Raw genomic sequence first — 25642 nt, forward strand, 5'->3', positions numbered from 1 at the left:
CGCAGCAAGGTCATTGACGGCTGCATCACTGGCACCGGAATCATCCCCACCTTGCTAGTTCGGCTAGGTCGCCTTGTAGACGCGCCAGGCGCCGGTCTCGTGGGTCATCCGCACGGTTCTGGGGGCGGGGGCGTGGGCGTGGACCACGGTCACGAGCGCATTGTTGTCACTGGGAAACTTCGCGGAGCGGACTCGCCAGCCCCTGTCGAGTCCGCCCTTCTCGATCTCTGCCCTGCTCTTGTCGGCATCTTCCTGGGCCTTCTTCTTCTCTGCTTCGCTTTCACACATGCTGAAGCCGGCCCTGCTGGCGTCCTCGATGACAAGTCCGCACGTCGTGTCGATGTCGCCGCCCGATGCCGCATTGGCGAAATCCACTGCCGTTTTCTCCGCCTGCTCTTGCAGGCTGGGGTCTGAGTCGTCCTGGATCAGGAGAATCGTGGATCCGCCGCCGAGTACGACGATCACGGCTGCCACCACGCCCCAGAAGGCTCCACCCCTCTTAATGGTCTTTCTGCGGTTTATCGCAATGTCCCCGACCGCAAAATTCTGGTTCCTCCCCTTCATGTCGACGTGATTGCCCACCATCGCCGCACTTCCGGCACCTTGCTGGATCGACGGTGCTTCCCTCTGCGCTTCCTGCAGGGCTTCCGCCAACCTCGCCGCGAACTCCTGATCCTGCTCCAGGAGTTGGCGCAGCGCTCCGGCCGTGTCCGCCTGGGCGACCGGGTCTTGGGGGTCCTCTTGCAGCGTCGCCAGAGTGGGGGCGTTCTCCCTGTTCCGGCCGAGTCGGCCGAGCACCATGTCGGTTACGACCGTTCCCGCTTGTGAGGCCGCCCCGGTGGCGGATGCCAGGATCACCTCTCCGGTGATCGCCACGGAACGCTGCGCGATTTCGTTAAGATCCATTGCCCCCCTCGTTTGTTGAAGCCGAATTATTTGCCTCCGTCTACGTCTTCCACAAGCACACATTCAGACTGATCGCCGACGGCGGATGGACGAGAGGGCGCAGACAGGTAACCCCTGTGACAGCGGTTCCTTCAAGGGACAAGGGAGGCAGCAGATATGCCGATACACATGTACGAGACCCAGCCGACCAGTACTGACTCGTGGCGCTCCAGACCTCGACAGGCCGGGACCTGACCGCCCGGGATGATGGACTTCACGCCCTCGACCAGGCCGCTGGAACTGTCGCGCAGTACGGACTCGTACGCCAACTGCGCAGTATCGAGAGCGTCAAGGCTGGCGGCGGGGGGGGCAGGGCCAAGGCAGCGGTGATCAGGGCAACCAACGCGTCAGCGACAACCTCAAGGCCATCACCGAAGGCCAGTGACACCAGGCGACGTTGGTCTAGGAACACCACGCATGCGGCGAGTGATCAGTGCGGACGACGACAAGGCCCGGGCGATGATCTGAGCCTTCTCCGTAGCGCAGGTGTCGAGACGCGAACTCGCACTCTCAGCTTGGGAAGCTGGGGGCATTTGGATGCGGTTAGATTACTGACCTGCGCGAATGGTCGGGTCCGAGCCTCATCGGCCCCACTGGCCTTCACCGTGATCCCCCGCTGTTCCCCGGTCGATCTGGTGCGCTTGTGGTGCAGACCGCACGGCATCGAGACCACACTCGGGGCGCGTTGTCAGTGGGTGCAACTAAGGTCTCAGACGCACGGCCAGCTCCCGAGGTGTCCAGCTCTGTAGAGCAGCTGCATCCCCGGCTCTGTTGGGGGTGGCCCGAGTACGGCCCGGGACCTAACCAACGGTCGGGCTTCGCCGATGGCTAAGGAGAGACCTGCCAGCGCTGGCCGCGCACCGAACAGTGCAAGCAGGCACACGCTTTCCAACTGTGGGGGTGGTCCACGGGGCCTCGGCCGGGGCCGTTCACCTGCGTTCATGGATGGTCGGCTGTGGGAGCGGCTACCGGCTTCGGTCTCGTCTGAACGACCGTGAACGGCGCTGAATGAGACGGAAACTGAGACGGACGTTGCCGTTCAGCCGCTACAGGCCGCTTTTGAACGCCGCGTCTGCTCGCTCGACTTCGCCCAGATACTGCTCCAGGCGGAAGCAAATCTTCTCGACGGTCCTACCATCGCGACCCGGGTACACCAGGTCTGACCAGATGACCGTCTCACCCCGGAGCCGGACCCGTGTGGTCAGCCTGCCCCGACCCTGGCTCGGGTTGCTCCTGGGGTGCCGCATCCGCTGTGCGCCGCATATTCGTCGGAGAGAGCGGTCCTGCTACAGGCTGACGCCAGATAGATCACCCATCGTCACTCGCTTCGGGCTCGCTTTCCTCGGTTGAAACAGCTTCAGGTTCTCCCTCTTCGAGGGCAGGTGGCTTTTTGGGGTCGCCCCGAAGGCCCATCAGAACGTCCCGCGTACGTCCAATCTCTTCATCGTCCGTTCCGAATTTTTCCTCAAGTGACTTTATGATGCCGAGTATCCTTTCTTCGCAGGAGGAATGAGTCAGTCGGCCGGATATATGCAGAGTGAGCGCGAACGCCCTTTGGATAGAATGGGCCTCTCGGCTATCAGGCGGCACCCCTTCCATAAGCGCCTCTAGTCCCACGATAGATTCATTATAGTTTCCGGCGTCAGACAGTGTTCTGCACATGCATAGCAGATCCTTTCTGATTTGCCTAAACTTAGCCCAAGCGACCAGCTCATGCTTTGGAAGCTGTAGAAGCCGCTTGGTGGTTGATACTGCTTCCTCGCGGTTTTCCCTACGCTCAAGCAAGTGCATGAGGCAGTGCGCTTCGGACAGGAGACGCCGGTCCATCACTCGGTCATCCATAGCAAGCCGAACTTCAAGCACGCTGCGCATTAATGGCTCGGATTCTTCTAGCCGCCCCAGATCAACCAGTAAATCGGCATACTCGTGCCGCATGGAAAGTAGCTCCCCATCCGTGACATCACGTGTCTGCTCAAGTAGCTTCAATCGCTCGCGGTATGTGTTCGCTGACTCGTCGAGGCGCCCCTGACGGATAAGATTCTGTGCTAGACAATGTCGCATAGACTCGCAGAAATGCTGCCCTTCTGTTGGAGTTGAATCCAGCGCGTCAATGATTGTTCTGTAGCAATCCTCGGCTTCGGCCCAGCGCTCCTTCTTGTCCAGCCAGTGGCCCAGTTGGTGCAGGGTTTCGAGATCCGCAAGACCCGGATTTTGTGCAGAGTTTACAGATTCGTAAACCTCCTCCCATTCGCTTTCCGCGCGAGCCCTTCCATTTTTCTGGGCGAGTATGATGTCAATCAACACGCGATGGGTGGAAAGCGTGTATGGGTGGCTTTTCCCGAGGATCTCCCTACGACCTTGGAGTACTTTTCGAAGTTCTCTCTCTGCTTCCTTGAAGTTGCCCGAGTCGGCCAGGCGCTCCGCCCAATTATGGTGACTCATTAATGTTTCTGGATGGAAGTCTCCGAGTATCTCCTTCTTTTGTTTATAGAGCTCTCGGAACTCCATGGCTGCCGCCGTTCCGCTTAGGCGGGCGAATGCGTAACGATGCCTAGCTGCAAGGCGTAGGGCGTGATTGGGGTCAAGTGACTCTGAAATCGCGCGAAGCGCAGTGGCGGCCTCCCCTACGGGATTCCTAAAGGCAAGATGCATGTAGGAGAAATTTCGTAGCCCTACTTGCAGAAGCGGCTCGGCGATTTCTCTCGATGGAGCCTCTGTGCTGCAGGTAATTTGCATGACGTGCGGGTAAAGGAGGCTCCACCAATGATGATTAGCCCGGTCCTCTGGGGGCAACACTGTTGCTAGCTCTAGTAGCTCCACTGCAGTTCTGGTGATTTTTGCCTGAGTCGTCCGATCTGCAATAGCGAGATGGTTCCTATTTGCTTCCAGTACCAGGTTGTGAACGGTTATTGCTGGCTGAGTCTCGTGACCGCCGTCTGGCACCTCAATAATGTCAAGCAGGCTCAGAGTTTGGAGAGCCTCAATGATGAGCTCCAATCGATCAATGCTGAAGTCCTGCGGAAAGGCGTTGTGTCGCTTCAGACCCTCGGAGTCCAGGATGTCCACAGGAATGGGATAAGGGGCGAAGCAGGAGAGCAGGCGCATGAATGTTCTAGCCTCCGGAAACCCCTGGGTCTCTAGGAGGTCAAGACTGATTTCCCACGTTCGGCTAATCAGGTGCCGATGTAGCTGCTCCGCGCTGCTGCGGCTAAGGGCGCCGCTATTTGCGCGATCTAGGTATTCGATTCCCGCGTCGTCAAGTGCGGCTAGGTAGGATGTGAAGTTCCGAACCCTTCCTTGGTCTCTTACTCTACGCAAAAGGCCAGCGCCTCGCGTCGCTCGACTAAGCTGCGACCCGGCGAGTCGCAAAGCTAGTGGCAGTCCGCCTAACCTTGCGGAAAGGTACTGGGCTTCACTCCGTGACCCTGCCTCATTGGCCAGATCTAGCAATACTTGCGCGCCGTCATCGGGCGTGAGCGGCTCAATGGCATGGAACTCTGCAGAGTTGCCCCAAATCTCTGGATCTCCGAGACGGGTGGTAACTAGTGTCAAACCGTAGCGACTAGCGCGAATCCATCCGGTCCCATCACCTGGCTGCCCGTTGGCGCTCCCGATCAATTCAGGCTCATCAACTTCATCAAGGACCAGCACCCACCGGCGCTGAGATGAATTCAGAAGCTGCCAAAGTAGATCCGGCCCGTTTCCAATAGTTCCCCAAGCCTCTTCAATCTCCTCATGTTCGGCACCCAACCTTCGCGCGATTTGGCGCATTGCGCTGTCCAGGTTGTCTCTATTTGTCTTGACCCAGAATATGTCGACCCCTTGAGTCCGGGCGGCTTGCGCGATACTCAATGCCACCGTGGTCTTTCCACATCCGCCCATTCCGTGAAGGACGACGAATTTATCTTTAGGGGCATCTAGGTGATCGCGAAGATGGGCCAGGATGGATGATCTGCCCCTAACTTCCGGTGGGAGATTCCCTAGTGGTGGCTCAAGGGAATGAATTTGAGAGCTGGAAAGGTGAGTTTCTGCTGTCGCGCGATTGGAATGGTGACCTGAATGAGAACGCTGCCTTGGGGGATTCGGGGAGCTTTGCTCCCTCCGGCTTCGTCGGCTGTTCGCCTTTTCCGCTGCCTCTGCGTTTTTCGCACGCTCTTGCCTTCCCGCCCATACGCGGTCATAGACAAGGCCGCAGGCCTCGAGAACCTTCTTCAACGTCTGTGAACTAGGGGCCCTCGTACCGCTCAGGGCCTCAGAGAGGGTGCTCGCGTTCACGCCGGAGTCCTCTGCGAGATGAGCGGCAGTGCGGTAGCCCGCCGCGAACATGATCTCCCTGAGTCGCTCTGCCAGGTCTCGGACTGGTTCGGGGCTGTGCTGGTCGACAGGGTTCAGTGCTCGGCTCAAGATCTCCCCCCGCGCTTCGTAGCTCGCGAACTTCGATTATTCGGGTGCGCATGCAGGTCTCGCAATCGTTCTTCGCTCATACTTCGAGGTTGCTGTCGAAGATCCCACCAGGTGCCTACCAAGGGTCCTGTCGGCCTTCATCAAGCGGCCGGCAGGAGGAGGAGACGGTGGAACTCATACGTACAGTTATCGAACACGCGGACGATGTGTCGCTTGCTTGGAGGGCGGGCCGCGGGATCGTCTTCCTGGCGAGGCTAGGCATCCGACTGAAGCGCAGGCGGGCTGACGCGAGCCGGGGAAGGGGCGCTCAGGATGGTCTGAGCCTCCACCGATCGACAGATGTATGCGCTGGGTGTGGACGGGCAGCGGACGGCTGAAGCAGTCGTCGCAGGTGCTGCACTATTACACAAACCGGACACCGCCAAGCGGTTCGACTGTAAGTCTGCTGGCTTGTGCCCAGTCGGAGGCGTATCAAAGGCCGAACCCTGAGAGTGGACGGTGCTGCCGAGAGCGCGGTGCAGGTCAAAGCGGGTACCCGCCGTGATGCCCCGACGGTCTTGAAAACCGTCGTGGCAGCGATGTCACCGTGGGTTCAAATCCCGCACCTACCGCGTGATGAGCAGTGAGACCGGCCCCTGACCTGGGCTATCAGGTAGGGGCCGTTCGCACGTTCGGACGCTGGTGTTCCCCGACGTTCACCGTGGTTCCCCGCTCGATCGGGCACGGCTGGGGCGCGGTCGCCGCGAACTGTCAGTGGCCCTCGGTACTCTCCCTGTCTTGATCAACGACCTGCGGAGTTGAGATGGCGAGTTGGTTGGCGACGCTGCTGGCGTCTGTCATCGGTGGGATGAGCGGCGGTTTTCTGGCGCCTTGGGCCAAGGCTCGGTTTGATCGACGTCACGAGCGACATCAGGCGTTCGATCGGGCCATCGCCGCAGTCAATGCGGGCCTGTACGCCTACACGGCTCCAACGAACGTTGACCGTAGTCAGATCGGCGACAGCACGCATGCGCAGGAGTTCATAGATCAACTTCTGACTCGGCGGATGGAACGGTTCTTCGAGGCGACCTACGGGATGCGGCAGGCGATTGCCGAGCTTGAGCCTCATTACAAGGTCGTCTGGGACCCTGACGAGTTCCAGTTGACCCCGCAAGAACTAACCAACTTGGCCGATCAGCTCAAGAAGGCAAGGTAGCTGCGCTCGAACTCCCACCTACACCCACCACTCACGCCGGCTCCCATCCCGTCTGCCGTCGGCCCACACAACGTGGAGCGGGCGTGGTTCATAGCGTCCAGGTGGAGCGCGCCACTGTACGAACGACCTGGACGCCATGGGCCGCGTCTGGTCGGCTCTGCCTGGGGCGATGGCAGACGGGATGGGAGCTCCCCCGCGCACGCCACCATTCGGCCGGCACTCGCGAACGGCGCCCCGTCCATCTCGGAGCCTGAGCGCCCCCCGCCGGAGGCTCGTTCTGACCGTGGCCGTCGTGCGTCCAGGTTCTCCCCAGGGCTGTAACTCGCTTGCGGCCTCAGGGGCACGGCCCGGCGCCGAAGGCGCAGAGGGCCGGGGCCAAGGGGCCAGCCCGCGCTTTGCGCGGGCCCTTGAACCCGTAGAGAAAGTTGTAACTCAGTCGGGCCTGTGGGGCTCGGAGCCCAAGTGGGTTTCGCATGGCATGAGTTCAGGAATCTGGTGGTCCGCGAGGGGCAGGAAGAGCACTGGGCGGATCGTCCACGTCACGCGCATGCCTGAGTAGGTCACGGAGAGCGTGCTGGGTTCGGCGTTGAGGAGGGCTCGTCTGGTGTCGATGCGGCTTTCGTAGAGCCAGTCCCACGTATCCGCGGGGGCATGCGGGTGAGTTCCTTCGTGATGACGTGGAGCGCTGTGGGGAGCCAGCCATCCGCCTGTGCTGCCGAGTAGACGTCGAAGGCTGTCGTCACCGTCAGGTGGTCCGGGGTCGTGAGGTTTTCCACCCAGCACTCACACCAGAAGCCACGGTGGAGGCCAGCGGCGCTCAAGTCGGTGTTCGGCATGGGTACCCATCTAGAGACTTAGAGGTTCGGGTACTGGCCACTCATCTTGTAGTGGCTCCTGGACTGGATCGTCGGCCCCCGTCGTTTCGGTGGCACGGTCGTTTCCTTCAGAATCGAGGAGGCCTGGAAGCCGTGACGCGGCGCACGCGCCCGGCGTGCCACGCGAGCGGCGAGTGGCGCCCTCTGAGTCATAGCCGTGCAGCCACGTCCAAGTTGGTGAGCCGGTCCGGCTTCAGTGACGAGCTAGTAGCGGAAGCTTGCTTGCGTCCCTCTCACGTGGATCAGGAAGTCATCGATGAGCTCGTCGCCGTCGGCCGGTACCAAGGACAGGTGCAGGCCGTCCACGGCTCTCATGGCCTGGTCCAACCGGGGCGGGTCGGGTTCCTCTGCCTCTATCGACCGTGTCCACTCCTCAAGGATGGGGCGAACGTGCTCCCATTCAAGCGTTCCGGTGAAATGGCAGTGGAACCACGGCTGGTCGAGCTCGTCGAGTGTGAGTGTTCCGAGCAAGGTGTCTGCCTGCATAAGCTGCCAAGAGCGTTCGGTCATCAGTCCCCCAAAGGGTCAAGTGCGATGCGTCGGAGCACTAGTGTGCCGACGCAGCTGGCCGCGTGACCTTCTGATGCTGCGCAGTGTCGAGAGCGTCAAGGCTGGGAGTGAGGGGCCGACCGTGCCCCGGCAACAGTGATCAGAGAGGTCAACGCGTGAGCGGCAACCGCAAGGCCATCGCCGAAGACCATTGGCACCAGGCGAGGTTGATCTGGGACCACCACCAGATGCGCCACGAGGTCCGCGCCGTCGACGTGGCGATCGGGCTGGGCAGTCACGATCTCGGTGTAGCAACCCGTGCGGCCGAGCTGTACCGCTCGGGACTCTTCCCGCTCCTGGTCTTCACCGGTGGGAACAGCCCCACCACTCGGTCCCGCTTCCCGCGCGGCGAGGCCGTGCACTACCGCGAGCACGCCCTCGACCTCGGCGTCCCCGCCTCCGCGATCCTCCTGGAGCCGAACGCCGAGAACACCGGACAGAACATCACCCTCTCCCGCGACGTCCTCGCCGCCGCAGGCGTCACCCCGGCCACCGTCCTGCTGGTCTCCAAGCCCTACATGGAACGACGGTCCTTTGCGACCGCTCGCAAGCTGTGGCCCGAGGTCGACATCATGTGTGCCTCCGAGCCGCTGGAGTTCGACGACTACCTCAAGAGCATCGGTGACGAGAGGCTGGTGGTGGACATGCTCGTCGGTGACCTTCAGCGGGTGATCGAGTATCCGAAACTCGGGTTCGCCATCGAGCAGGAGGTCCCGGAGGACGTGCATGCCGCGTACGAATCCCTCGTCCGCGACGGCTTCACCAGCCGCCTCATCGCTTCCTGAACCCGCCGCCCCGGGCGGGCTCTGCGCCATCCACCAGCCCAACCTCCCGCCCCGGCTGACCACACTGGCCGAGCTGTTCGCGGCGGACCACTGGATCGTCCTGGACGACGTGCAGTTCGCCCGCCGCGACTACCGGCAGCGGGCGCGCATCGCCGCCTTCGACGACGTCGACGGATACGGGGGCTCAAGATCGCCCGTAGACGTAGGTGTGGAGTCGATGCCTGGCCTCCTCAAGTCGGAGAATCTCGGTCTTCCGCTAATATCCTTCGCGCTTCATCTATATCGACCTGACCGTGAGAACGGAAATAGCAAGGAAGTACGTAGGAATGGAAAGCAAAACCAGCATGTCTGCGTACAGGCAGACGTATGCCGTGTTGGCTGATACGTCCGGATCCCCCCTCCGAGGAAACTGACCGCGCTTACAATGCCTGACGCCAACCCAATGTTGACAAGTAGCCACGCAAAAAAGATCAGTTGCCTGATGGCACCTACCTTTCCATGTCTACGCTCATATATGGTCAACGCTGCTCGGAGCTGCGCCATGGATTCACTATGCCCGCTGCCGCCGCGAGGCGACTCGCGAACCCCTTCAATCGCATCGTGCAGCTTTACGGAAGTCGCAGCGCCTGACCATGACTCAAGCAATGGGCGCAGCTCCACAACTCCCGCGAGGATCAATACGGGGTTCACTGCGGCAATGGTTGCTGCGTAATTTTGACTCCACTCCATGGGACCAGTCTGCCGTTGCTGCGCCTAGCGCGTATATACGTTGGGCGGCGTCCGCGCACGTACAAATTTTCCCGGATTGGGTGCGCTTCGGAGGGTGATGGTGGCAACAAGTCCGGTTGACTGGTTTCGCAACGCTTGGCAACTATGCCGACAGTTGATTAAGACGTAGTCAACAGTTAAGGGTGGTAGACCCGTCATGACTGGCCGACTTCGAACCGTAGCGCCACGCCCTGTTCGAGAAGTTGGCTCGTACGCCCGCTGCACGCGTGCCACCCCTTCGTACCTCGTCGAGCGCCTCACGGACTGTCAGTAGGCCGTGGAAAGATCCCCGGCCATGGGGAGATCTGATCTGTGGGGGGGGGACGGCCGATGGTGAGAGCCGCGAAGGCTTCGAGGAAGCAGTCCGCGTTGTCCATGCGGGCCGAGGCGACGTTCCGGGCGCGCATCGCCGAGTTGGGGGGTGACGTCCTCGAAGCGGAGTGGCGGGGCAGCAGGAAGCCCCACCGCGTGCGATGCGCGGCAGGGCACGAGAGCGCCACGTTCCCGTCCAACGTCCAGCAGGGGCACGGCATCTGCCGCACCTGTGCCGGTGACATGCGCTCCCTGGACGCCGAGACGGCGTTCAGAGCCCGTGTGGCCGCACTGGGCGGGGTCGTTCTCGAGGAGAAGTGGCTCGGTAACCACGAGTCTCACCGCGCCCGTTGCATCAACGGCCACCTGTGCACTCCGAGGCCGAGTCATGTGCAGCAGGGGTGCGGCATCTGCTCCACCTGCGCCGGGAACGACAGTCGGGCAAGCGAGGCGGCCTTCAGGGACAACCTCGCGAAAATCGGCGCCAGGCTTCTGGAGCCGATGTACCTGGGCGCGAACGAACCGCACCGGGTGCAGTGCGCCGCCGGGCACGAGTGCCGTCCCAGACCGTCCCAGGTGCGGCGCGGGGACGGCATCTGCCGCGTCTGCGCCGGGCGGGACCCGCAAGTCGCCGAGGCGAACTTCAGGGCTCGCATCACGGAGTTGGGGGGAGTTGTACTGGAGCCAGCGTGGCTCGGGGCGACCACGCCGCATCGAGTCCGTTGCGCCCAGGGACACCTGAGCGCTCCGTGGCCGGCCAGTGTCCAGCAGGGACGGGGCATCTGCCGGATTTGTGCCGGGAAGGATCCCAAGGCCGCCGAGGCGGCGTTCCGCACCCGCGTCACCGCATTGGGAGGGATCGTCCTCGAACCCACGTGGCTCGGCAAGGACCGGCCGCACCGGGTGCGGTGCACCAAGGGCCACACCGGCACGCCCACGCCGAGCAACGTCCGGGCCGGGGGCGGTATATGCCGTACCTGCGCAGGCAAGTCATGGGACGTCTTCTACGTCGTCACGGACGACATCAACGGCATCGTGAAGTTCGGCATCACCTCCGGCAACCCCCGCCTGCGCCTCTCCCAACACGAGCGTGACGGATTCGACCACGTCGTCCGCCTGATCGAAGGCAATCCCGAGGCTCGGAAGTTGGAGAACATGTGCATCGCTGCCATGCGGGACGCCGGTGAGGAGTCCGCGCGGGGCCGCGAGTACTTCCCCATCCGCACACTGGGCACCATCCTGGACATCGTCGACGGGTGGACCGCCCCTGTCAGGTGACCTGGTGCCCCTCAGCGCGGCGCGGGTGGCCCGGTGCGTGCGGCGCAGGCGGTCTCCCGCCGTGCAGTAGTCCTCGATCCGGCAGGGGGCGCAGTCGTCGAAGTGGGCGAGGAGGTCGCCGTACGCGCGCTGCGCCTGCCGTTCCTCAGCGGTCGTCTCGGGTGGGATCACCACTGCCTCCCCCGAGACCCGCTCCGGGCGATGCGCACCAAGGCGGCCACGGACTGGACAGCGCACAGGTCACCGACGATTCGGGGCGGCACTGCCCAGTACAGGCCGGTCGGGCCTCGAAGGTCCGACGCGGGAACGGTCAGGAAGTGGCCCGCCCCCAGCATGGGGGCCTCGCCGTACTCCCGCATCCAGCGCAGGACGGGCGCGCACTCGACGAGCGCGTAGTAGTGCTCCTGCGGGTGGCTGTGGATGATCGGGCCGTTGAGTAGTTCCGCAAGTGTCGCCCTCACCGCCACCGATTCGTCCGTGCCCACGGCCGCGTGGACGAGCCGGGCGGGCAGGCACACCGCGTTGAACCTCGTCCCGAGCGGCAACAAGGCGATGCCCTGCGCCCTCCACGCCTGTTGGGCCTGGCGCGGCTCCTGCTGCGCACGCGCCAGCCAGTCGAAAGCCGCGCTCGTCAGGTTCAGGGAAGCGCCACCTCCCCTGGTGAAAACGCTGCCCGTCATCTCTCTCATGTCAGCTCCTGGTCAGTCGGCCACGCCCTGAATTTTCCGTTCGCGCGGACTTCCGGGCTTTGTCGGTCTGGCCAGCTTCTTGTGACAGACAGTGTCGAAGCGATCCCTCAGCGGTAATCTCACGGTGGGATGACTTCTCATCCAGTTCCGGATATCAGACACAGAGGACGCGCCATGGTGACCGCTATCGGGCCGATCGTTCTCCCCGACTGGGCCTGGGAGCGAGCAGAGGTCCGTGAAGCTCTTCGAGCGCGGGACATGGGTGCCATCTTCCGGTTCGTGCAGCGGTACGCCGGTGCCAGCCAAGCCCGTATCGCCGCGGCCTCCGGTATGACGCAGGCGCGTGTCAACGAGGTCATCAACGGCCGTCGGGAGGTGTCTCGCCTGGCTGTGTACGAGCGCATCGCCGAGGGGCTGTCGATGCCCGACGGCTCACGTCATGTGCTCGGCCTCGCGGCCAGCCGCGAGCGGAAGCAGGACGGCGCCGCGTTCGATCTCGCGGCGTTTCCCGAGGTCGTACGTGTCTATGCGGCACAGGCATCCGCCGCCGAGGAGATCCGCGAGAACGCACGCCGTGCCGAGGAACTGGACGTCCTCGCTGTACGTGGCCTGGGACTGATCGGCCTGAACGACAGCCTTCTGCGCTCCGCCTGCCTCCCTCGTGAACAGGGCGGCACGGGGCTCCGCGTGCGCGTCGCGCTGCTCGACCCCGACAGTGAGGCCCTGAACCAACGGGCCGCCGAGATCGGCGAGTCCCCCGAGTCCCTGGCGGGCGGAGTACGAATGGCCGAGGCCCGGCTACGGGAGTTGCAGGCGGAAGGGCGTGACGTGACTGCGTTCCGGTACACGATGCTGCCGACGTGGCGTCTGATCCGCGTCGACGGCACCCTCTTTGTGGGGGCATTCGACGCGGGCTGGGAAGGACACACGTCGGCCACGTACAAGGTGATGGCGACACCGCACGGTCCGCTCTTCCGTGGGTTTCGGCGCATGTTCGAGGCGATTCTGGCAGGGGCGCAGCGCACGGTGTGAAGGGGGCGCGGCACGTGATCGAGGCCGAGTTGAAGGCGTGGGTTCAGGAGCCAGAGGCTGTGGTGGCGCAGTTGGACGAGCTGGCTCGGGCGCGCTGCGAAGTTTATCGGGACACGTATTACGACCGGCCTGACGGGTCTCTCGCCGCGGCCGACGAAGAGCTGCGTGTGCGTACGGTCCACGGCGGGGGCGGCACTCGTACCGTGCTCACCTTCAAAGCCGCTGCCGTCGACGCGGCGTCCGGGTCCAAGCCGGAGCACGAGACGGACGTCGCCGACGCGGAGGCGGCACACGCCATCCTGCGAGGGCTCGGATACGTCGAGGCCATCGCGTTCGAAAAGCGGTGCCGCAACTACGGCTTCGAGGCGCGCGGTCGGCAGATGCTGGCCACGTTGGTACGCGTGCCGGAGATCGAGGGCACTTTCCTTGAGGTCGAGACGCTCGTCGACGAGGATGCCGTGCCGCAGGCTCTGGCCGACATCCGGGCCGTCCTGGCCGACCTGGGCATCAGCGAAGCAGGGCTGACGCGAGAGACCTACACCGACGCTGTCGCACAGCGACGACGGTCACGACGGTCGGATGCCATCTGACGGGGAGGTAACGAGGCAGCACCCCGTGCAGAGGTGCTGCCCCTTTGGCATACCTGTGCCGGGTCAGGTCACCGGCTCCGGCAGCGTCATGAGGTGGGCGCGGTGGCGGCCCGCCGCTGCCGTCGCCGCCGGGCCGCCCAGTGCCGCCACGCCTATGAGGCGGGTGCCCCGGTAGTAGGCGTAGAGGAGGTCGCCTTCGGGGGCGTCCGGGTCGCCTTCCAGGAGTTCGCAGCGGTCGGCGAGTGAGGGCTGGCCGAAGGACTGGAGGCGCAGGGCGTATTGGTCGCTCCAGAAGGACGGGAGCGGGGCGCAGGGCGCCGGGTCGCGAGGCGTGCCGGTCAGGGCGGCGACCAGGGTGCGGGCCGCGTGGCGGGCCGTGTCGCCGGGGACCGACCAGTGTTCGACGCGGCGGGGCACGGGGCCGTAGCGCGGGTTCGGGAAGCGGGCTACGTCACCGACCGCCACCGCGTGCGGGATGCCGCCTATGCGCAGGTGGGCGTCGCAGAGGATGCCGTCCGTGAGGTCCAGTCCCGGTGTTGCCGCCAGCCATTCCGTGTTCGGGAGGGAGCCGACCGCTTCGACCACCAGGTCGGCGGGGAGTTCGGTGCCGTCGTCCAGCACCGCGCCCTCCGGGGTGAGTTCCCGTGCCAGGCGGCCCATCAGGAAACGTACGCCCCTCGCCTCGTGGCGATGACGCAGTGCGCGTGCGAGGTGTGGGCCGAGCGCGAGCACCATCGGTTCCGCCTCCGGGGCGACCACGGTCACCGCACAACCCGCCGTGCGCGCCGTGGCCGCCACCTCGCATCCGATGAAACCCGATCCGATCACGAGCACCCGGGCGCCCGCCGCCAGGCCGACGGCCAGGGCCGCCGAGTCCTCCAGCGTGCGGACGACGTGCCGGGGCGGACCCCCGGGCATCGGGAGTCTGCGTGGCCGCACCCCCGTCGCGGCCACCAGACCCTCGTACATGTGGACCGATCCGTCGGTCAGTGTGAGTGTGCGGGCTCCCAGGTCGGCGGCGGCGACGGCCGAGCCGAGCCGCCACTCGACGTCCTCGACGCTGGGGCGCCTGCGCAGTTCCGTGCCGGACGCGGGCGCGTTGCCCGCCAGCACCGCCTTCGACAACGGGGGGCGGTTGTAGGGGAGGTGGAGCTCGTCTCCGAAGAGGGTGATCGGGCCGTGCCAGCCCGCGGCACGGAGCTGTTCCGCCGAGCGCAGGCCGCCGAGGGACGCGCCGACGACGGCGATCCCGGCCCGCCCGGTCCGTTCCACGGCGTCTCAGCCCTCGACCCGGATCGCCTGCAACGGGCACACGTCGGCGGCGTCCTCGACCTCGGCGCGCAGCGCCTCGTCGGGCGCGTCCACGTACGCGAGGTGGCCCTCGTCGTCGAGCCGGAAGATGTCCGGCGCGGCGAAGACGCACTGCCCGTGGTCCTGGCAGACGTCCAGGTCGACGATCACCCTCATGGATCCAACTCCCTTGCTGTGCATATCGGGTGGAACTGTGCTCGCCGGGTGCAAGTGTGCTCGCCGGGTGGAACCGTGCTCAGCGGCGCGGCGGTCTGATGCCGCGGAACTCCCAGTCGCCGCCGAGGGCCGTGGAGAGGACCTCCTCGGACTCGGTCGGCTGGGCCCCGACGTCGGCACGGACTGCCGTCGGTCCTGTGACGATGCGGTTGGTGAGGCGCCCCAGGCCCTCGGCCTCGACCTCGACGACGTCGCCGGGGCGGACCGGGCGGGAGCCCGCGGGTGTGCCGGAGAGCAGGACGTCGCCCGGCTCCAGGGTGATCGTGCGGGCGATGTCGGCGACGAGATAGTGCATGTCCCACTGCATCTCGTCGGTCGAACCGTCCTGCGCGAGCTCGCCGTTCACGTAGGTCCGGAGGTACTTGCCGTGGAAGTTCCAGCCGGTGACCAGGCCGGGGCCGAGTGGGCAGAGCGTGTCGGAGCCTTTTACGCGGAGCATCGAACCGGCGTCCGTGTCGCGGAAGTCGTGCAGGCCGTAGTCGTTGGCGACGGTGTAGCCCGCGATGTACGCGCCCGCCTCGTCCGGTGCCACGTTGCGGCAGGTGCGGCCGATGACGATGCCGATCTCGCCCTCGTAGTTGAGGTACTTGCAGCCTTCGGGGCGCACGACGGCGCCGCCGTGGCTGTTCAAGGCCGAGATCGGCTTGTGGAAGTAGGTGGGTGCGGGCGGCAGCTTGACCCCGAACTCCGTGACCCTGCTGCGGTGGTTGAGGTGGACGGCGATCACCTTGGACGGACGTACGGGTGGGAGGTGGTGGGCCTCGGACGCCTTGAGGCGGCGTCCGTCGGCGGCGAGCAGCTCGTCGCCCTCGCGCACGACCTGGACGGCTGCCCCGTCAAGGAGGATGCGGCGGTACTCGATGGTGGTAGCCCCGGACGCCCTCATGCCGTCGCCTCGTTCCGGTCGGTGTCGGCGCCCTCGCCGGTCCACCCGGTCGGCGGGCGGTCGAACCACAGGTGCATCTGGCCCGTGCCGATGGAGTTCTCGTACGCGCTGTAGGCGCGCCCCGCGGCGGTGCAGCGCTCCTCGCCGAGGGCGCCGATCATCATCAGGTAGTGGCCGAAGCGCGCCTCGGGCTTGTGGGTGAGGAACTCCGGCATGGTGCGCAGGACTTGGGCGTGGTCGCCGCGCTCGAACCACTCGATGCGCCTGAGGTCGGCGGCTCGGGCCTCGGGCGTACGGATGTGGGCGGGGTCGCTGGACTCGTGGGCGCGCAGTTCGCGCAGCGGCCAGAACGTGTGCGAGAGGGCGCCGGACGCGATGAGCAGGACCCTGCGCCCGGGGAGCGCGCCGATGCCGTCGGCGAGCGCCCGGCCGAGCCGCAGGTGGTCCTCGGCGTCACCGGTCTGACAGACCCCGATCGAGACCCACTTCTTCTCGGGGAGGCCGTGGCCCAGGTACGTCCACAGGTTGATCGTGGCGTAGTACACGGGCAGGAAGGGGTCGTCGATCGGGGTGATCCAGGTGTCGTGCTTCTCCGCGAAACGGGCGACAGAGGCGGCGAGTTCGGGGTCGCCCGGATAGTCGTACGGCATGCGGCACATGCCGCGCGGCAGCTCTTCGGAGGTGAACAGGCCCGCGCGGCGGGGCTGTGCGGTGACCACGAACTCGACGGTGGTCGCCCAGTGCGAGTCGAGGACGACGACGGTGTCGTAGTCGAGCGTCTCGAAGACGTCGGCGCGCAGCTTGCGCAGGCCGGGGACGAGGCTGATCTCGCGGCCCTCGTTGAGCTCTTTGCGGATGGCCTCGGGCAGCACGATGGTGGGGACGTGAGCCAGGAGGCCCGCTCCGACGATCTCACCCATGGTCGGCCCAACCCTTCGGCGCGGCCACTGTGTTCTTCAGGTCGCAGTAGAAGTCGAAGGACCAGTCGCCGCCCTCGCGCCCGACGCCGGACATGCGCGAGCCGCCGAAGGGTGCGGAGAGGTCGCGTACGTAGAAGCAGTTGACCCAGACCGTGCCCGCGACGAGCCGTGCGCCGAGCCGTGCCGCGCGCTCGCGGTCGCCTGCGGCGAGGGTGGCGGCGAGGCCGAAGCGGGTGCCGTTGGCGAGGCGCACCGCCTCGTCGTCGTCGCCGTCGGGGAAGGTCTGGAGGGTGAGGACGGGGCCGAAGACCTCTTCCTGGACGATCTCGGAGTCCTGGTCGACGCCGGTGAGGAGGGTGGGGAGGTAGTACTGCCCGCCCAGCGCGCTGTCCAGCGCGGTGTTGCGGCCGCCGCCGACGACGGCTTCCGCGCCCGCCGCGAGGGCGCGCCGCACGAATCCGTCGACGCGGTCCACGTGCCGGGCGTGGATGCTCGGTCCGATGTCGGTGGCCTCGTCGCGCGGGTCGCCCTGGGTCAGCTTCGCCACCCGGTCGAGGAAGCGGCCGAGGAAGGCGTCGCGCACGGACTCCTCGACGAGGATGCGGGTGGCCGCGAGGCAGACCTGGCCCGCGTTGTCGTACTGCTCCACGGCGAGGTCGGCGGCGAGGTCGAGGTCCGCGTCGGCGAGGACCAACAGCGGTGACTTGCCGCCGAGTTCGAAGCTGCACGGGACGAGGTGCGCGGCGGCGGCCGCGGCGATGCGGTGGGCGGTGGGCACCGAGCCGGTGAAGCTGATGCGGCGCACGGCGGGGTCGGCGGTGAGTGGCGCCCCTGCCTCGTCGCCGTACCCCTGCACGACGTTGAAGACTCCGGGCGGCAGCCCCGCCTCGTGCGTGATGTCGGCGAGGAGCGAGGCGGTCAGCGGGGTCCACTCGGCGGGCTTGAGCACGACGGTGTCGCCCGCGGCGAGCGCCGGGGCGATCTTCCAGGTGGCCAGCATCAGCGGGGCGTTCCACGGCGTGATGAGGACGGCGGGGCCCGCCGGGTCCCAGGTGACGTGGTTCGTGTGGCCGCGGGTGTCGAAGTCGTCGTGGGTGAGGGCGAGGAGGCGGTCGGCGAAGTAGCGGAAGTTGTGGGCGACGCGGGGCAGCACGCCGCGGCGGTGCGAGCGGAGCAGGGCGCCGTTGTCGGCGGTCTCGACGGCGGCGAGCTCCTCGGCGCGGGCGTCGACCCCGTCGGCGACGGCGTGCAGCAGCCGGGCGCGCTCGGCCGGGGGCGTCGCCGCCCAGCCGGGGAAGGCGGCGTCCGCGGCGGCCACGGCGGCCCTGGCCTCGGCGGCCGTGCCGCGGGCGATCTCGGCGAGCGGGGTGCCGTCGACGGGCGAGTGGTCGGTGAAGGTGGCCGGGGAAGCGACGCGGGCGCCGCCGATCCAGTGCCGGGTGTCGACGGGCACGCCGGCGACGGTCGCCGTGTGGGGTGTTCCGGTGCGCGGTGCGTCGGTACGCGGTGTCCCGGTGTGCGGTGTCCCCGGAGAGGCGGGGGCGGGAGGAGCCATCACTGCCTCCAGTTCGTTTGAACCCAAACAACATTAGGAGGGGCCCGGTGCGGGGTCAACCCCTCGCGAGGGGTGCGACGTTGAGATATTGTTTGAACCCAAACGATAGGCCTGCCTCCGGAAGCCAGCCATGCCGATGCCCCGGCCCGCGCCCCGCGCCCGTCCCCCGCTCACCCGCCCTCCGCTCCCCCGCCCCCTGATCGCCCTCCCCCAGCGGTACGCCGCCACGACCTCCGCCCTGCGCTACGCCGCCGTCGTCACCGCGCGCGCCCTCGCCGACGCCGTGTACCGCGCGGGCGGCGAGCCGTTCATGATGCATCCCGGCGAGCCGGACGAGGCCGCCGCACGGCTCGCACGCTGCGCCGGACTGCTGCTCCCCGGCGGCGGGGACGTCGCGCCCTGGCGGTACGCGGCCGGGGCGGACGTGCACGGCGCCGTGTACGACGTCGACGACGCGCAGGACGCCTTCGACCTGGCCCTCGCCCACTGCGCGCTGGCCCGCGGCCTGCCGACGCTGGCGGTCTGCCGCGGCATGCAGGTGGTGAACGTCGCCCTGGGCGGCACGCTGCGGCAGGACATGGGCGGCCCCGCATCGGAGCACCGCCACAAGGTGCACCCGGTGCGGGTGGCCGCGGGCTCCACGGTGGCGCGCCTGCTGGGCGCCGCGAAGACGGAGGCGTCCTGCTACCACCACCAGTGCGTGGACCTCCCCGGCCGGGGCCTGGTCCCCACTGCGTGGGCGGCCGACGGCACGATCGAGGCCCTCGAACTCCCGGACGGGGAGGGCTGGTTCGCGTCGGTGCAGTGGCATCCGGAGGACACGGCGGCGGTGGACGCGGGGCAGCAGGGGTTGTTCGGGGGGCTGGTGCGGGCGGCAGGGGCCCAGGTGCTGACTCCGAGTTGACCCTCGTACCGGATGCGTCCCGCGGTTTCACAGAATGCGGCGGAGTGGTCGGCCCAGTCTCCGGCACCAGCGCCTCAACCGGCCGCGGACGGTGTAGTAGCGCGCCCATTCGGTGACAGCGGCCCGGGGGCCGTGTGCCTGCTCGCAGGTCGTCGCGAGTTCCTTGAGCAAGGGCTTGGCGTAGCTGCCGTTCGTCATGAGCCGGATTCCGTGGGCACGAGCGACCCGGGTGAACAGTGTGTCTTCGTGGGTCGGCCCCAGCACGCGCTCCTGCACCTCGATGATCTCTTCGTAGATCGGCTTGGCGTACGAAGGGTGCATCCCCTCGGCATCAGCGCGACGCAGGTACAGGGAAATCGGATGCTCTCTTCCCAGGACTCCGAACAGGTTCTGCGCCGCTTCCTCGAACTGCCATCGGCACTCGTCCGATCTGGGGTTGAGCCCCCAGCGCACGTCGGCGAACCTGAACCGGAGCTTCAGATGAACGACGTCGGCCTCCGCGGGGTCGTCAGCCGTTTCGAGTCGCTCCACGTACGGAGCGAGCCCGTCGCACATCGCCCGGGCACGCCTGCGGCCATGCGTCTTGGCGACTGTCGCGACGACGTCGAGACACGCGTCGAGGGTTTCTGGATGGCCAGGGCCGTACAGGCGCTGCCACCCCTGCGCGACCTCCTCCAGCAACGGCAGACACCGGCGCGGGCCGTACCGGGCTTCGACCGCTTCTGCCAGGTCGGCGAGGACCTTGAGAGTGGCAGGGTGGCCGCGTCCGCGCGCCCGTGTGCATTCGTCCGCGAGCTCGACGAGGAGGGGCAATGCCTCGACCGCACCGCCCAGTTCCAGCGTGATGCCTGCCCGGAGTCTCTTCGTCATCAGGGTCGAGGGATGCGTGCCGGTCAGCACCCGCTCCTGGGCGGCGATCGTTTCGTCGAACATGGCGCGGGACGGCGCCAGCCCTTCGGCGAAGGCGGTGACCAGCGCACACCAAGCCCGCGCCCGAAGCGCCACCGGCGTCTCAAGACCGAGGAGTTGCGCACGGGCAGGACCGAGGATGTGCGCATGGGCACGAGCGGCCTGGAGACCACCCCGCTCGCACGCCAGGAGCACTTGGAGCAGCCGGACCAGGAGAGGGCGCGGATCCTCGGGTCCGAGCAGCCCACGCAGGCCCGCGGCAGCCTCTTCCAGGATGGTGTCGGCCGTCTTTCCGTCCCCCTGCTGGGCCACCGCGGCGGCGAGTCGGAGTCTGGTGCTGAGCGTCTGGGGGTGATGTGCGCCGAGGATCTCTTCCTGTGCCGCGACCACCTCCTCGTAGAGGGGGCGCGCGGCCACGACTCCCTTCAGATCGTCGAGCAGACCGACGAAGTCCGAGCGGAGCTCCAGCGTGCAAGGGTGCCGGGCACCCGCGATGCGTTCCCATGTGGCCAGGAGGTCCTGGTAGAGGGGGACGGCAGCCTCTGGTCCCCGCAGCCTCCCGGTCATCCGCGCGATGCGGGCACGCGTGACCAGGGTGTCGGGGTGCTCCCGGCCCAGCGTGGCTTCCTGGGCGAGCTCGATCTGCTCGTACCGTTCGCACGCCGCTTGCTCTCCTTCGAGGGCGACGCAGGCGTCGGCGAGTGCGCGTCGGGTCGCGAGCGTGTCGGGATGGTCCGGCCCCATGACACGCCGGCGAGCTGTCAGCACCCGCTCCCACACCTCCTCGGCCTGCTGCATGCTGCGCAAGCCCAGAGCCCCGGCGTACACGGCGTGCGCGTCGAGCGTGGTGGGGTGATCGGCGCCGAGACCGCGCTCGGCGGCGGAGGCGGTGCCGTGCGCCAGCTCGAGCGTCACGTCGAGGGGGACCAGCCCCTGGCTCCAGGCAGCACTGGCGATGTGGATGTCGAGCGTGTGGGGGTGCGTGGGGCCCAGGACCTCTGCGGCCGCCTCGGCAAGCTCCTTCAGCAGGGCGAAGGCGCGGGCCGGTTCTCCCGCCAGACCGATCACCTCGGCGTGCGCACAGGTCGCCTGGATGGTCACGGCGTGGTGGGCGCCGAAGCCCTCCGACAGAAGGGGAAGGAGTTCGCCGATGCGCTCCCTGGCGGCGTCCCACGCACCGCTCAGACCGGTGGTCTCGGCATGCCCGAGGCGGGCCAGCAGCACCAGACGGTCCTGGGTATCGGCGCCGCTGTCCCGCAGGAGCCCCGCATAGGTATGCCGGGCCTGGGCCCAGAGGCCGCACCGGCTCAGCCATGCGGCGTGCCGCAGCGCCGCGAGCCGGGTCAGCGGATGCTCCCTCCCGAGAGCCGCTCCGCAGTCGTCGGTGAGGGCCGCCGTGAGTCTGCGCGCGGTGTGCAGATCGCCTGCCTTACCGGTCCAGTACGCGGCCATGTGCCGTGCCGCCAGGGCCGCCGGGTGATCGGCGGCCAGCGTCTCCTCCGCGAGGCCGCACAACTGTTGGGCCAGCCCGTGGGCTTGACGGGCAGCGCCCAGGTCGGCGCAGCGGGAGATCGCGTCGGCCAGGGCGTCCAGCCGGGGGTTCCCGGAGATCCAGTCGAACAGCTCGGACGAGGTGGTGGGCGCGAGAACGGCCCTGCTGCCTCCGTCCCATTCACCCAGCACCGAAGCACTGATGCCCGGCACCAGCTCGGCCGCCCGCTGGATGTCGTCCGAGACCGATGCGGAACGGTCCTCGAGGGCTTGCCACCGGCGCTCCCACGCCGTCAGATCGCGGTGGGCCCGCGACAGGCCGTCGCCGTGGCCGCTGCCGTCGGCATGGGTGATGAAGGCGGTGATCACTGCGGCCACGGGCTCCCAGGAGCCGTTGCCGACCCGGCTGGGGCGTGCCTGCACATAACTGTTGGCGGTCGACACAGGCACCCCGGACAAGGTTTTGACCCTGCGGAACGGCGGGGCGCCCGCAGCTTCGTGCATCTCTCGCAGTGCTTGGCGGAAGGACTCCCAGGAGTCCACCGGCGGATGGCTCATGGGGCTGATCCTGCCCCGTCCGAGGCGCACAGGATGCTGTCCGAGACAACTCGCGGCTGCCGGGAAGCCACCTCGGACGTCTCGGTTTCGGCTTCTGCCCGCTCGGACGTGGCGACATCGAGGTATGGATACCGAGAGCGCACAGCCGAAGCGGAACGACAGCAGTGACGATGCCCGTTCCACGGCACGGCCGCGCCTGCGGCGTGCGGTGGAGACGGTCCGGCGCTGGGGCCCCGCCGTCTACACGGCCGGGCGGATTGCCTGGCGCCTGATCCAGGAGGCGAGCTGAGTCACTGAGCAGGCTTCGCCCGGCGGCCGCTGCGGCGCCGGGCGGGGGCCTCGCCCGCGAGCAGTTCGATCCTGCGTTCCTCGCCGTTGTCCTCCGTCCGCACCACGATCTTGCGCAGCAGGTCCGCGAGCGTCTCGCACTCCGCGTCCGTCAAGCCCTCGGTGACGAAGGCCTCTTCGGCGTTGAAGGCGGGGAAGACCTCGCCCATCAGGCGCTCGCCCTCGTCCGTGAGCCGGAGCAGGACGAGCCTGCCGTCGTCGGGGTGGCCGCGGCGTTCGATCAGGCCGCGGCCCATGAGCGTGCGGGCGACGCCCGTCAGCGTGCCCTTGGAGATACCGGCCTCCTCGGCGACGTACCGGGTCTCCATCTCGCCCCAGATCCAGACGACATAGAGCACGACGAACGACGTCCACGTCAGTTCGGCGCCGCGCAGGACGGAGTTCTCGAAGTGCTGCCGGACGGCCGCGGCCGCGCGGTAGATGTTCGACACCGCGGCCATCTGCTCGTACTCGACGGGCGTGCCGCCGAGCTTGGCCCTGACCGCCTTCTCGGTGTCGCGGATGGAGCGGTTGCCCGTCACGTCCGTGTGTCTCCCTGTTCCTGTGGGGTGGTGGTGCGGTGGTGGTCCGTCGTCGGTAGGGGCTCGGGTCTTCAGTCTCCCAAGTCCTCTTGAGGCCTCTTGCCCGGGCACCGGGGCGTCCGTACCATCGGCGCCATTCAACTTCGTACGGGCTCAAACGATAACGCGTCCCGCATGGATGCGCCCTCCCCTCCCCGGAGGCCCGGCATGGCTCTCGACCACCAAGGCTCAGCCTCGCCCGCACCACCCCTCCCCGCCACCGCCGCCCCGGAACGCCGCATCGGCGTCGCGGGCATCGTCTTCGTCGTCGTGGCCGCGTCCGCGCCGCTCACCGTCGCCGCGGGCGGCGTCCCGCAGTCCCTCGCCGTCACGGGCGTCCTCGGGATACCGCTGCTCTACCTGCTCATAGCCGTCGTCCTCGGCCTGTTCAGCGCCGGATACGCGGCGATGAGCAGGCACATCACCGGCGCCGGGGCCTTCTACGCCTACACCGCGCAGGGGCTCGGCCGTACCCCCGGCGTGGGCGCGGCCTTCGTCGCGCTGCTGTCGTACAACGCGATGCAGATCGGCATCGCGGGCCTCTTCGGCGCCACCACCGCCGAGTTCATCGACGCCCGGACCGGCGTGGAGATCCCCTGGTGGGTCCTCGTGCTGGCGTGCACGGCGGTCGTCGGGGCGCTCGGCTACCGGCGCGTCGACGTGGGCGTGCGCGTCCTCGCCGTGCTGCTCGTCCTGGAGTTCGGCACCGTGCTCGTCTTCGACATCGGCCAGTTCACACACGCCCCGGAGGGCGTCTCGACCACGCCGCTCACCTGGGCCGCCGCCACGGACGGCTCGCTCGGCGTCGCGCTGTGCTGCGTGTTCGCCGCGTACATGGGGTTCGAGTCGGCCGCGCTGTACAGCGAGGAGTGCCGGGATCCGCGCCGGACCGTGGCGCGGGCCACGTACATCGCCGTCGGACTCATCGGTGTCTTCTACGCGGCCACGGCGTGGGCCATGGTGACCGGCGCGGGCACGGACCGGGCGACGCGGGTCGCGGCCGAGGAGGGCCCGCAGATGATGTTCACCCTCAGCTCCTCGACCCTCGGCACGGCCTTCTCCGACTACGCCCAGCTCTTCCTGATCACGAGCCTGCTCGCGGCGCTGCTCTCCTTCCACAACGCCGTTGCCCGGTACGTGCGTTCACTGGGCCGGGAGGGTGTGCTGCCGCGCGGGCTCGGCGTGCTGCACCCCCGGCACACGTCGCCGCACCGCGGCTCGCTGCTGCAGACCGCGGTCACCGTCATCGTGATCGGCGTCTTCGCGCTGGCGGGGCGCGACCCCGTGGCCGACGTCTTCACCTGGCTGACCAACCTCGGCGCGCTCGGCGTGATCCTGCTCCTGTTCGCCACGTCGGCGTCGGTCGTCGCGTACTTCAGGCGCCGCCCCGAGCTGACCGAGCCGCTGTGGCACCGGCTGGTCGCGCCGCTCCTCTCGGGCGCCGCGCTCGCCGTCGTCTTCTGGCTGGCGCTCACCAACTTCAGTGTCCAGCTGGGGGTTTCGTCGGACAACCCGCTGCGGTGGATCCTGCCGAGCCTCATCCTCGCCGCCGCGGCGGCGGGGTGCGGGTGGGGGCTGTGGCTGCGGGCGGCGCGACCGGCGGCGTACGCGGGGATCGGGTCGAAAGCAGGCGACCTCTCCGCCTAGAGCCCCCGCTCAAGGAGAGTCCCGCCGTCCCAAGTGACGCCCACCTGGCGGTAGTACGCGCCGATCGGCTCGTCGATCGTCAGCGTGGCCAGCTCCTCCGTGGGCGCCTCGAAGAGGGTGAGGTCCGCGTCGCCCCGCCACGCCTCGCCGCCCTCGAAGGCCGCGGCGCCCGAGGCGATCAGCTCGTCCAGAGCGAGGCCCTTGCCGTCGATGGCGGGGAGCTGGCGGTGGTGGGCCATGGGGTGGGCGTTGACGAAGCCGTTGGTCCCGGAGGGCTCGCGCAGGGTCACCACCGCCTGGGCGAGGCGGCGGTCGGCGGCGGCGAGCGTCGCGCCGAAGACCGCGCCGGGCTCGATGCGGGGAGCGGGGCCGTAGGGATGGGGGCGGGTGAGGTGGATGGAGCCGAGCTTCTTCGGGTAGCCCTGGTGGTTGCCGCGGGCGATGGCGAAGTCCTTGTCGACCCAGATGTAGACGCAGCGGGAGTAGGTGCGGCCGCGGTAGGCGCAGCGGACGACCGCGAAGCACTCCTTGTACTGGGCGCGGACGGGGTCGAGGAGCTCCGTCATGTCGGCGCCGCAGGACTGCCAGTCGGCCCAGACGAGGGCGACGGCGCCGGGGTCGTCGGGGGCCGGTTCCAGGGGTTCCGGGAGGAGTTCGCGGACCCGGGCCGGGTCGGTGCGGTACTCGACGGTGAGGAGGTCGCCGGAGTAGTGCCAGGGCGGTGCGGGCACGATGGCGGCCCTTCCGGTCGCGCTCCTGGGCGGAAGGAATCCTTGAACTCCGGTCATGACCAGGCCCCTTCACTCTTCGTTTGGGCCCGTACGATACGCCGGGGCCGTCAGGATGTCACGGGCGGCCACACTCTCCACCGCGCAGGACCGACCCGGCGGCCACACCCTCCACCACGCAGGCCCG

The 25642-nt window shown here is 67.5% G+C and carries 20 protein-coding genes, 1 tRNA gene and 2 pseudogenes; 10 read left to right on the plus strand and 13 right to left on the minus strand.

Translation table 11 applies throughout. The annotated features are described in order from the left end of the window. Positions 1-63: 63 nt before the first annotated feature. From AC068B_RS02825 to AC068B_RS02835, 3 genes and pseudogenes are all read right to left on the minus strand, one after another. A complete protein-coding gene (locus AC068B_RS02825) occupies positions 64-906 on the minus strand; it encodes a hypothetical protein (protein ID WP_478668556.1) in 843 nt (280 codons plus the stop codon). A gap of 1347 nt (positions 907-2253) precedes the next feature. After that, positions 2254-4011, minus strand: a complete 1758-nt coding sequence (locus AC068B_RS02830) for a tetratricopeptide repeat protein (RefSeq protein WP_478669227.1) — start codon at positions 4009-4011, stop codon at positions 2254-2256. A gap of 405 nt (positions 4012-4416) precedes the next feature. Beyond that, positions 4417-5271 (minus strand): annotated as a pseudogene (locus tag AC068B_RS02835) (helix-turn-helix domain-containing protein); the annotation flags it as partial. 589 nt (positions 5272-5860) lie between these two features. Here AC068B_RS02835 and AC068B_RS02840 point away from each other — a divergent pair. Together AC068B_RS02840 and AC068B_RS02845 are read left to right on the plus strand one after the other, a co-directional pair. Next, a tRNA-Ser gene (locus AC068B_RS02840) sits at positions 5861-5963 on the plus strand. 200 nt (positions 5964-6163) lie between these two features. Next, on the plus strand, positions 6164-6544 hold the full coding sequence (locus AC068B_RS02845; RefSeq protein WP_478668557.1) for a hypothetical protein: 381 nt from the start codon (positions 6164-6166) through the stop codon (positions 6542-6544). 1079 nt (positions 6545-7623) lie between these two features. Here the strand turns inward: AC068B_RS02845 and AC068B_RS02850 are convergent. Continuing rightward, positions 7624-7929: a hypothetical protein gene (locus tag AC068B_RS02850; protein ID WP_478668559.1), complete on the minus strand. Its 306-nt coding sequence runs from the start codon at positions 7927-7929 to the stop codon at positions 7624-7626. A gap of 155 nt (positions 7930-8084) precedes the next feature. Between AC068B_RS02850 and AC068B_RS02855 the strand changes: the two genes are divergently transcribed. The 3 genes and pseudogenes from AC068B_RS02855 to AC068B_RS02865 all read left to right on the plus strand — a co-directional run bounded on the left by AC068B_RS02855 (position 8085) and on the right by AC068B_RS02865 (position 11111). Then, positions 8085-8753, plus strand: a complete 669-nt coding sequence (locus AC068B_RS02855) for a YdcF family protein (protein ID WP_478668560.1) — start codon at positions 8085-8087, stop codon at positions 8751-8753. After that, positions 8695-8919: pseudogene (locus tag AC068B_RS02860) on the plus strand (WbqC family protein); the annotation flags it as partial. The gene AC068B_RS02855 and the pseudogene AC068B_RS02860, both read left to right, overlap by 59 nt. A 932-nt stretch (positions 8920-9851) precedes the next feature. Next, complete coding sequence (locus tag AC068B_RS02865; protein ID WP_478668561.1) at positions 9852-11111, plus strand: hypothetical protein; 1260 nt, start codon at positions 9852-9854, stop codon at positions 11109-11111. A 167-nt stretch (positions 11112-11278) separates the two neighbouring features. Here the strand turns inward: AC068B_RS02865 and AC068B_RS02870 are convergent, their stop codons facing one another. Beyond that, entirely contained in the window at positions 11279-11800 is a 522-nt protein-coding gene (locus AC068B_RS02870) for a hypothetical protein (protein WP_478668563.1), read from the minus strand. Between the two features lie 279 nt (positions 11801-12079). Between AC068B_RS02870 and AC068B_RS02875 the strand changes: the two genes are divergently transcribed. Both AC068B_RS02875 and cyaB read left to right on the plus strand, forming a co-directional pair. Further along, positions 12080-12832, plus strand: coding sequence for a helix-turn-helix domain-containing protein (locus AC068B_RS02875; RefSeq protein ID WP_478668564.1), 753 nt, complete (start codon positions 12080-12082; stop codon positions 12830-12832). Between the two features lie 14 nt (positions 12833-12846). After that, a complete protein-coding gene (cyaB, locus tag AC068B_RS02880) occupies positions 12847-13422 on the plus strand; it encodes a class IV adenylate cyclase (RefSeq protein WP_478668565.1) in 576 nt (191 codons plus the stop codon). A gap of 63 nt (positions 13423-13485) precedes the next feature. Here the strand turns inward: cyaB and AC068B_RS02885 are convergent, their stop codons facing one another. The 5 genes from AC068B_RS02885 to AC068B_RS02905 form a co-directional block, all read right to left on the minus strand. Then, positions 13486-14694 (minus strand): NAD(P)/FAD-dependent oxidoreductase, encoded by a 1209-nt coding sequence (locus tag AC068B_RS02885; protein WP_478668567.1) that lies wholly within the window; start codon positions 14692-14694, stop codon positions 13486-13488. Positions 14695-14700: 6 nt separating this feature from the next. Next, positions 14701-14889 (minus strand): ferredoxin, encoded by a 189-nt coding sequence (locus AC068B_RS02890; protein WP_478668568.1) that lies wholly within the window; start codon positions 14887-14889, stop codon positions 14701-14703. A 79-nt stretch (positions 14890-14968) separates the two neighbouring features. After that, the gene (locus AC068B_RS02895) at positions 14969-15835 is read right to left on the minus strand and encodes a fumarylacetoacetate hydrolase family protein (RefSeq protein ID WP_478668570.1); all 867 of its coding nucleotides are present in this window, start codon (positions 15833-15835) and stop codon (positions 14969-14971) included. Then, positions 15832-16755: a 3,4-dihydroxyphenylacetate 2,3-dioxygenase gene (locus tag AC068B_RS02900; RefSeq protein ID WP_478668571.1), complete on the minus strand. Its 924-nt coding sequence runs from the start codon at positions 16753-16755 to the stop codon at positions 15832-15834. Before AC068B_RS02900 ends, AC068B_RS02895 begins: the two co-directional genes overlap by 4 nt. Beyond that, the gene (locus AC068B_RS02905; protein WP_478668573.1) at positions 16748-18208 is read right to left on the minus strand and encodes an aldehyde dehydrogenase; all 1461 of its coding nucleotides are present in this window, start codon (positions 18206-18208) and stop codon (positions 16748-16750) included. Before AC068B_RS02905 ends, AC068B_RS02900 begins: the two co-directional genes overlap by 8 nt. Positions 18209-18440: 232 nt before the next feature. Here AC068B_RS02905 and AC068B_RS02910 point away from each other — a divergent pair, with 232 nt between their 5' ends. Next, positions 18441-19214: a gamma-glutamyl-gamma-aminobutyrate hydrolase family protein gene (locus tag AC068B_RS02910; protein ID WP_478668574.1), complete on the plus strand. Its 774-nt coding sequence runs from the start codon at positions 18441-18443 to the stop codon at positions 19212-19214. A 27-nt stretch (positions 19215-19241) separates the two neighbouring features. Here AC068B_RS02910 and AC068B_RS02915 read toward each other — a convergent pair whose 3' ends face one another. Continuing rightward, positions 19242-22172 carry a tetratricopeptide repeat protein gene (locus AC068B_RS02915; RefSeq protein ID WP_478668575.1) on the minus strand — a complete coding sequence of 977 codons (2931 nt, stop codon included), beginning with the start codon at positions 22170-22172 and terminating at the stop codon, positions 19242-19244. A gap of 124 nt (positions 22173-22296) precedes the next feature. Here AC068B_RS02915 and AC068B_RS02920 point away from each other — a divergent pair, with 124 nt between their 5' ends. Further along, positions 22297-22461 (plus strand): hypothetical protein, encoded by a 165-nt coding sequence (locus AC068B_RS02920; protein ID WP_478668577.1) that lies wholly within the window; start codon positions 22297-22299, stop codon positions 22459-22461. A gap of 1 nt (position 22462) precedes the next feature. On the opposite strand, the gene AC068B_RS02925 is transcribed toward AC068B_RS02920, so the two are convergent. Next, a complete protein-coding gene (locus AC068B_RS02925) occupies positions 22463-23041 on the minus strand; it encodes a MarR family winged helix-turn-helix transcriptional regulator (protein WP_478668578.1) in 579 nt (192 codons plus the stop codon). 207 nt (positions 23042-23248) lie between these two features. On the opposite strand from AC068B_RS02925, the gene AC068B_RS02930 reads away from it, so the two are divergent. Then, the gene (locus AC068B_RS02930) at positions 23249-24727 is read left to right on the plus strand and encodes an APC family permease (protein ID WP_478668579.1); all 1479 of its coding nucleotides are present in this window, start codon (positions 23249-23251) and stop codon (positions 24725-24727) included. On the opposite strand, the gene AC068B_RS02935 is transcribed toward AC068B_RS02930, so the two are convergent. Beyond that, positions 24724-25515, minus strand: coding sequence for an acetoacetate decarboxylase family protein (locus AC068B_RS02935; protein WP_478668581.1), 792 nt, complete (start codon positions 25513-25515; stop codon positions 24724-24726). The genes AC068B_RS02930 and AC068B_RS02935 overlap by 4 nt on opposite strands. Between the last annotated feature and the right edge of the window lie 127 nt (positions 25516-25642).

It is taken from the genome of Streptomyces sp. NPDC042371 (assembly GCF_056437465.1).

Coding starts and splice junctions, on each gene's coding strand:
- AC068B_RS02825 (WP_478668556.1), bottom strand. CDS start 906: ATGGATCTTAACGAAATCGCGCAGCGTTCCGTGGCGATCACCGGAGAG.
- AC068B_RS02850 (WP_478668559.1), bottom strand. CDS start 7,929: ATGACCGAACGCTCTTGGCAGCTTATGCAGGCAGACACCTTGCTCGGA.
- AC068B_RS02865 (WP_478668561.1), top strand. CDS start 9,852: ATGGTGAGAGCCGCGAAGGCTTCGAGGAAGCAGTCCGCGTTGTCCATG.
- AC068B_RS02870 (WP_478668563.1), bottom strand. CDS start 11,800: ATGAGAGAGATGACGGGCAGCGTTTTCACCAGGGGAGGTGGCGCTTCC.
- AC068B_RS02890 (WP_478668568.1), bottom strand. CDS start 14,889: ATGAGGGTGATCGTCGACCTGGACGTCTGCCAGGACCACGGGCAGTGC.
- AC068B_RS02895 (WP_478668570.1), bottom strand. CDS start 15,835: ATGAGGGCGTCCGGGGCTACCACCATCGAGTACCGCCGCATCCTCCTT.
- AC068B_RS02900 (WP_478668571.1), bottom strand. CDS start 16,755: ATGGGTGAGATCGTCGGAGCGGGCCTCCTGGCTCACGTCCCCACCATC.
- AC068B_RS02910 (WP_478668574.1), top strand. CDS start 18,441: ATGCCGATGCCCCGGCCCGCGCCCCGCGCCCGTCCCCCGCTCACCCGC.
- AC068B_RS02915 (WP_478668575.1), bottom strand. CDS start 22,172: ATGAGCCATCCGCCGGTGGACTCCTGGGAGTCCTTCCGCCAAGCACTG.
- AC068B_RS02920 (WP_478668577.1), top strand. CDS start 22,297: ATGGATACCGAGAGCGCACAGCCGAAGCGGAACGACAGCAGTGACGAT.
- AC068B_RS02930 (WP_478668579.1), top strand. CDS start 23,249: ATGGCTCTCGACCACCAAGGCTCAGCCTCGCCCGCACCACCCCTCCCC.
- AC068B_RS02935 (WP_478668581.1), bottom strand. CDS start 25,515: ATGACCGGAGTTCAAGGATTCCTTCCGCCCAGGAGCGCGACCGGAAGG.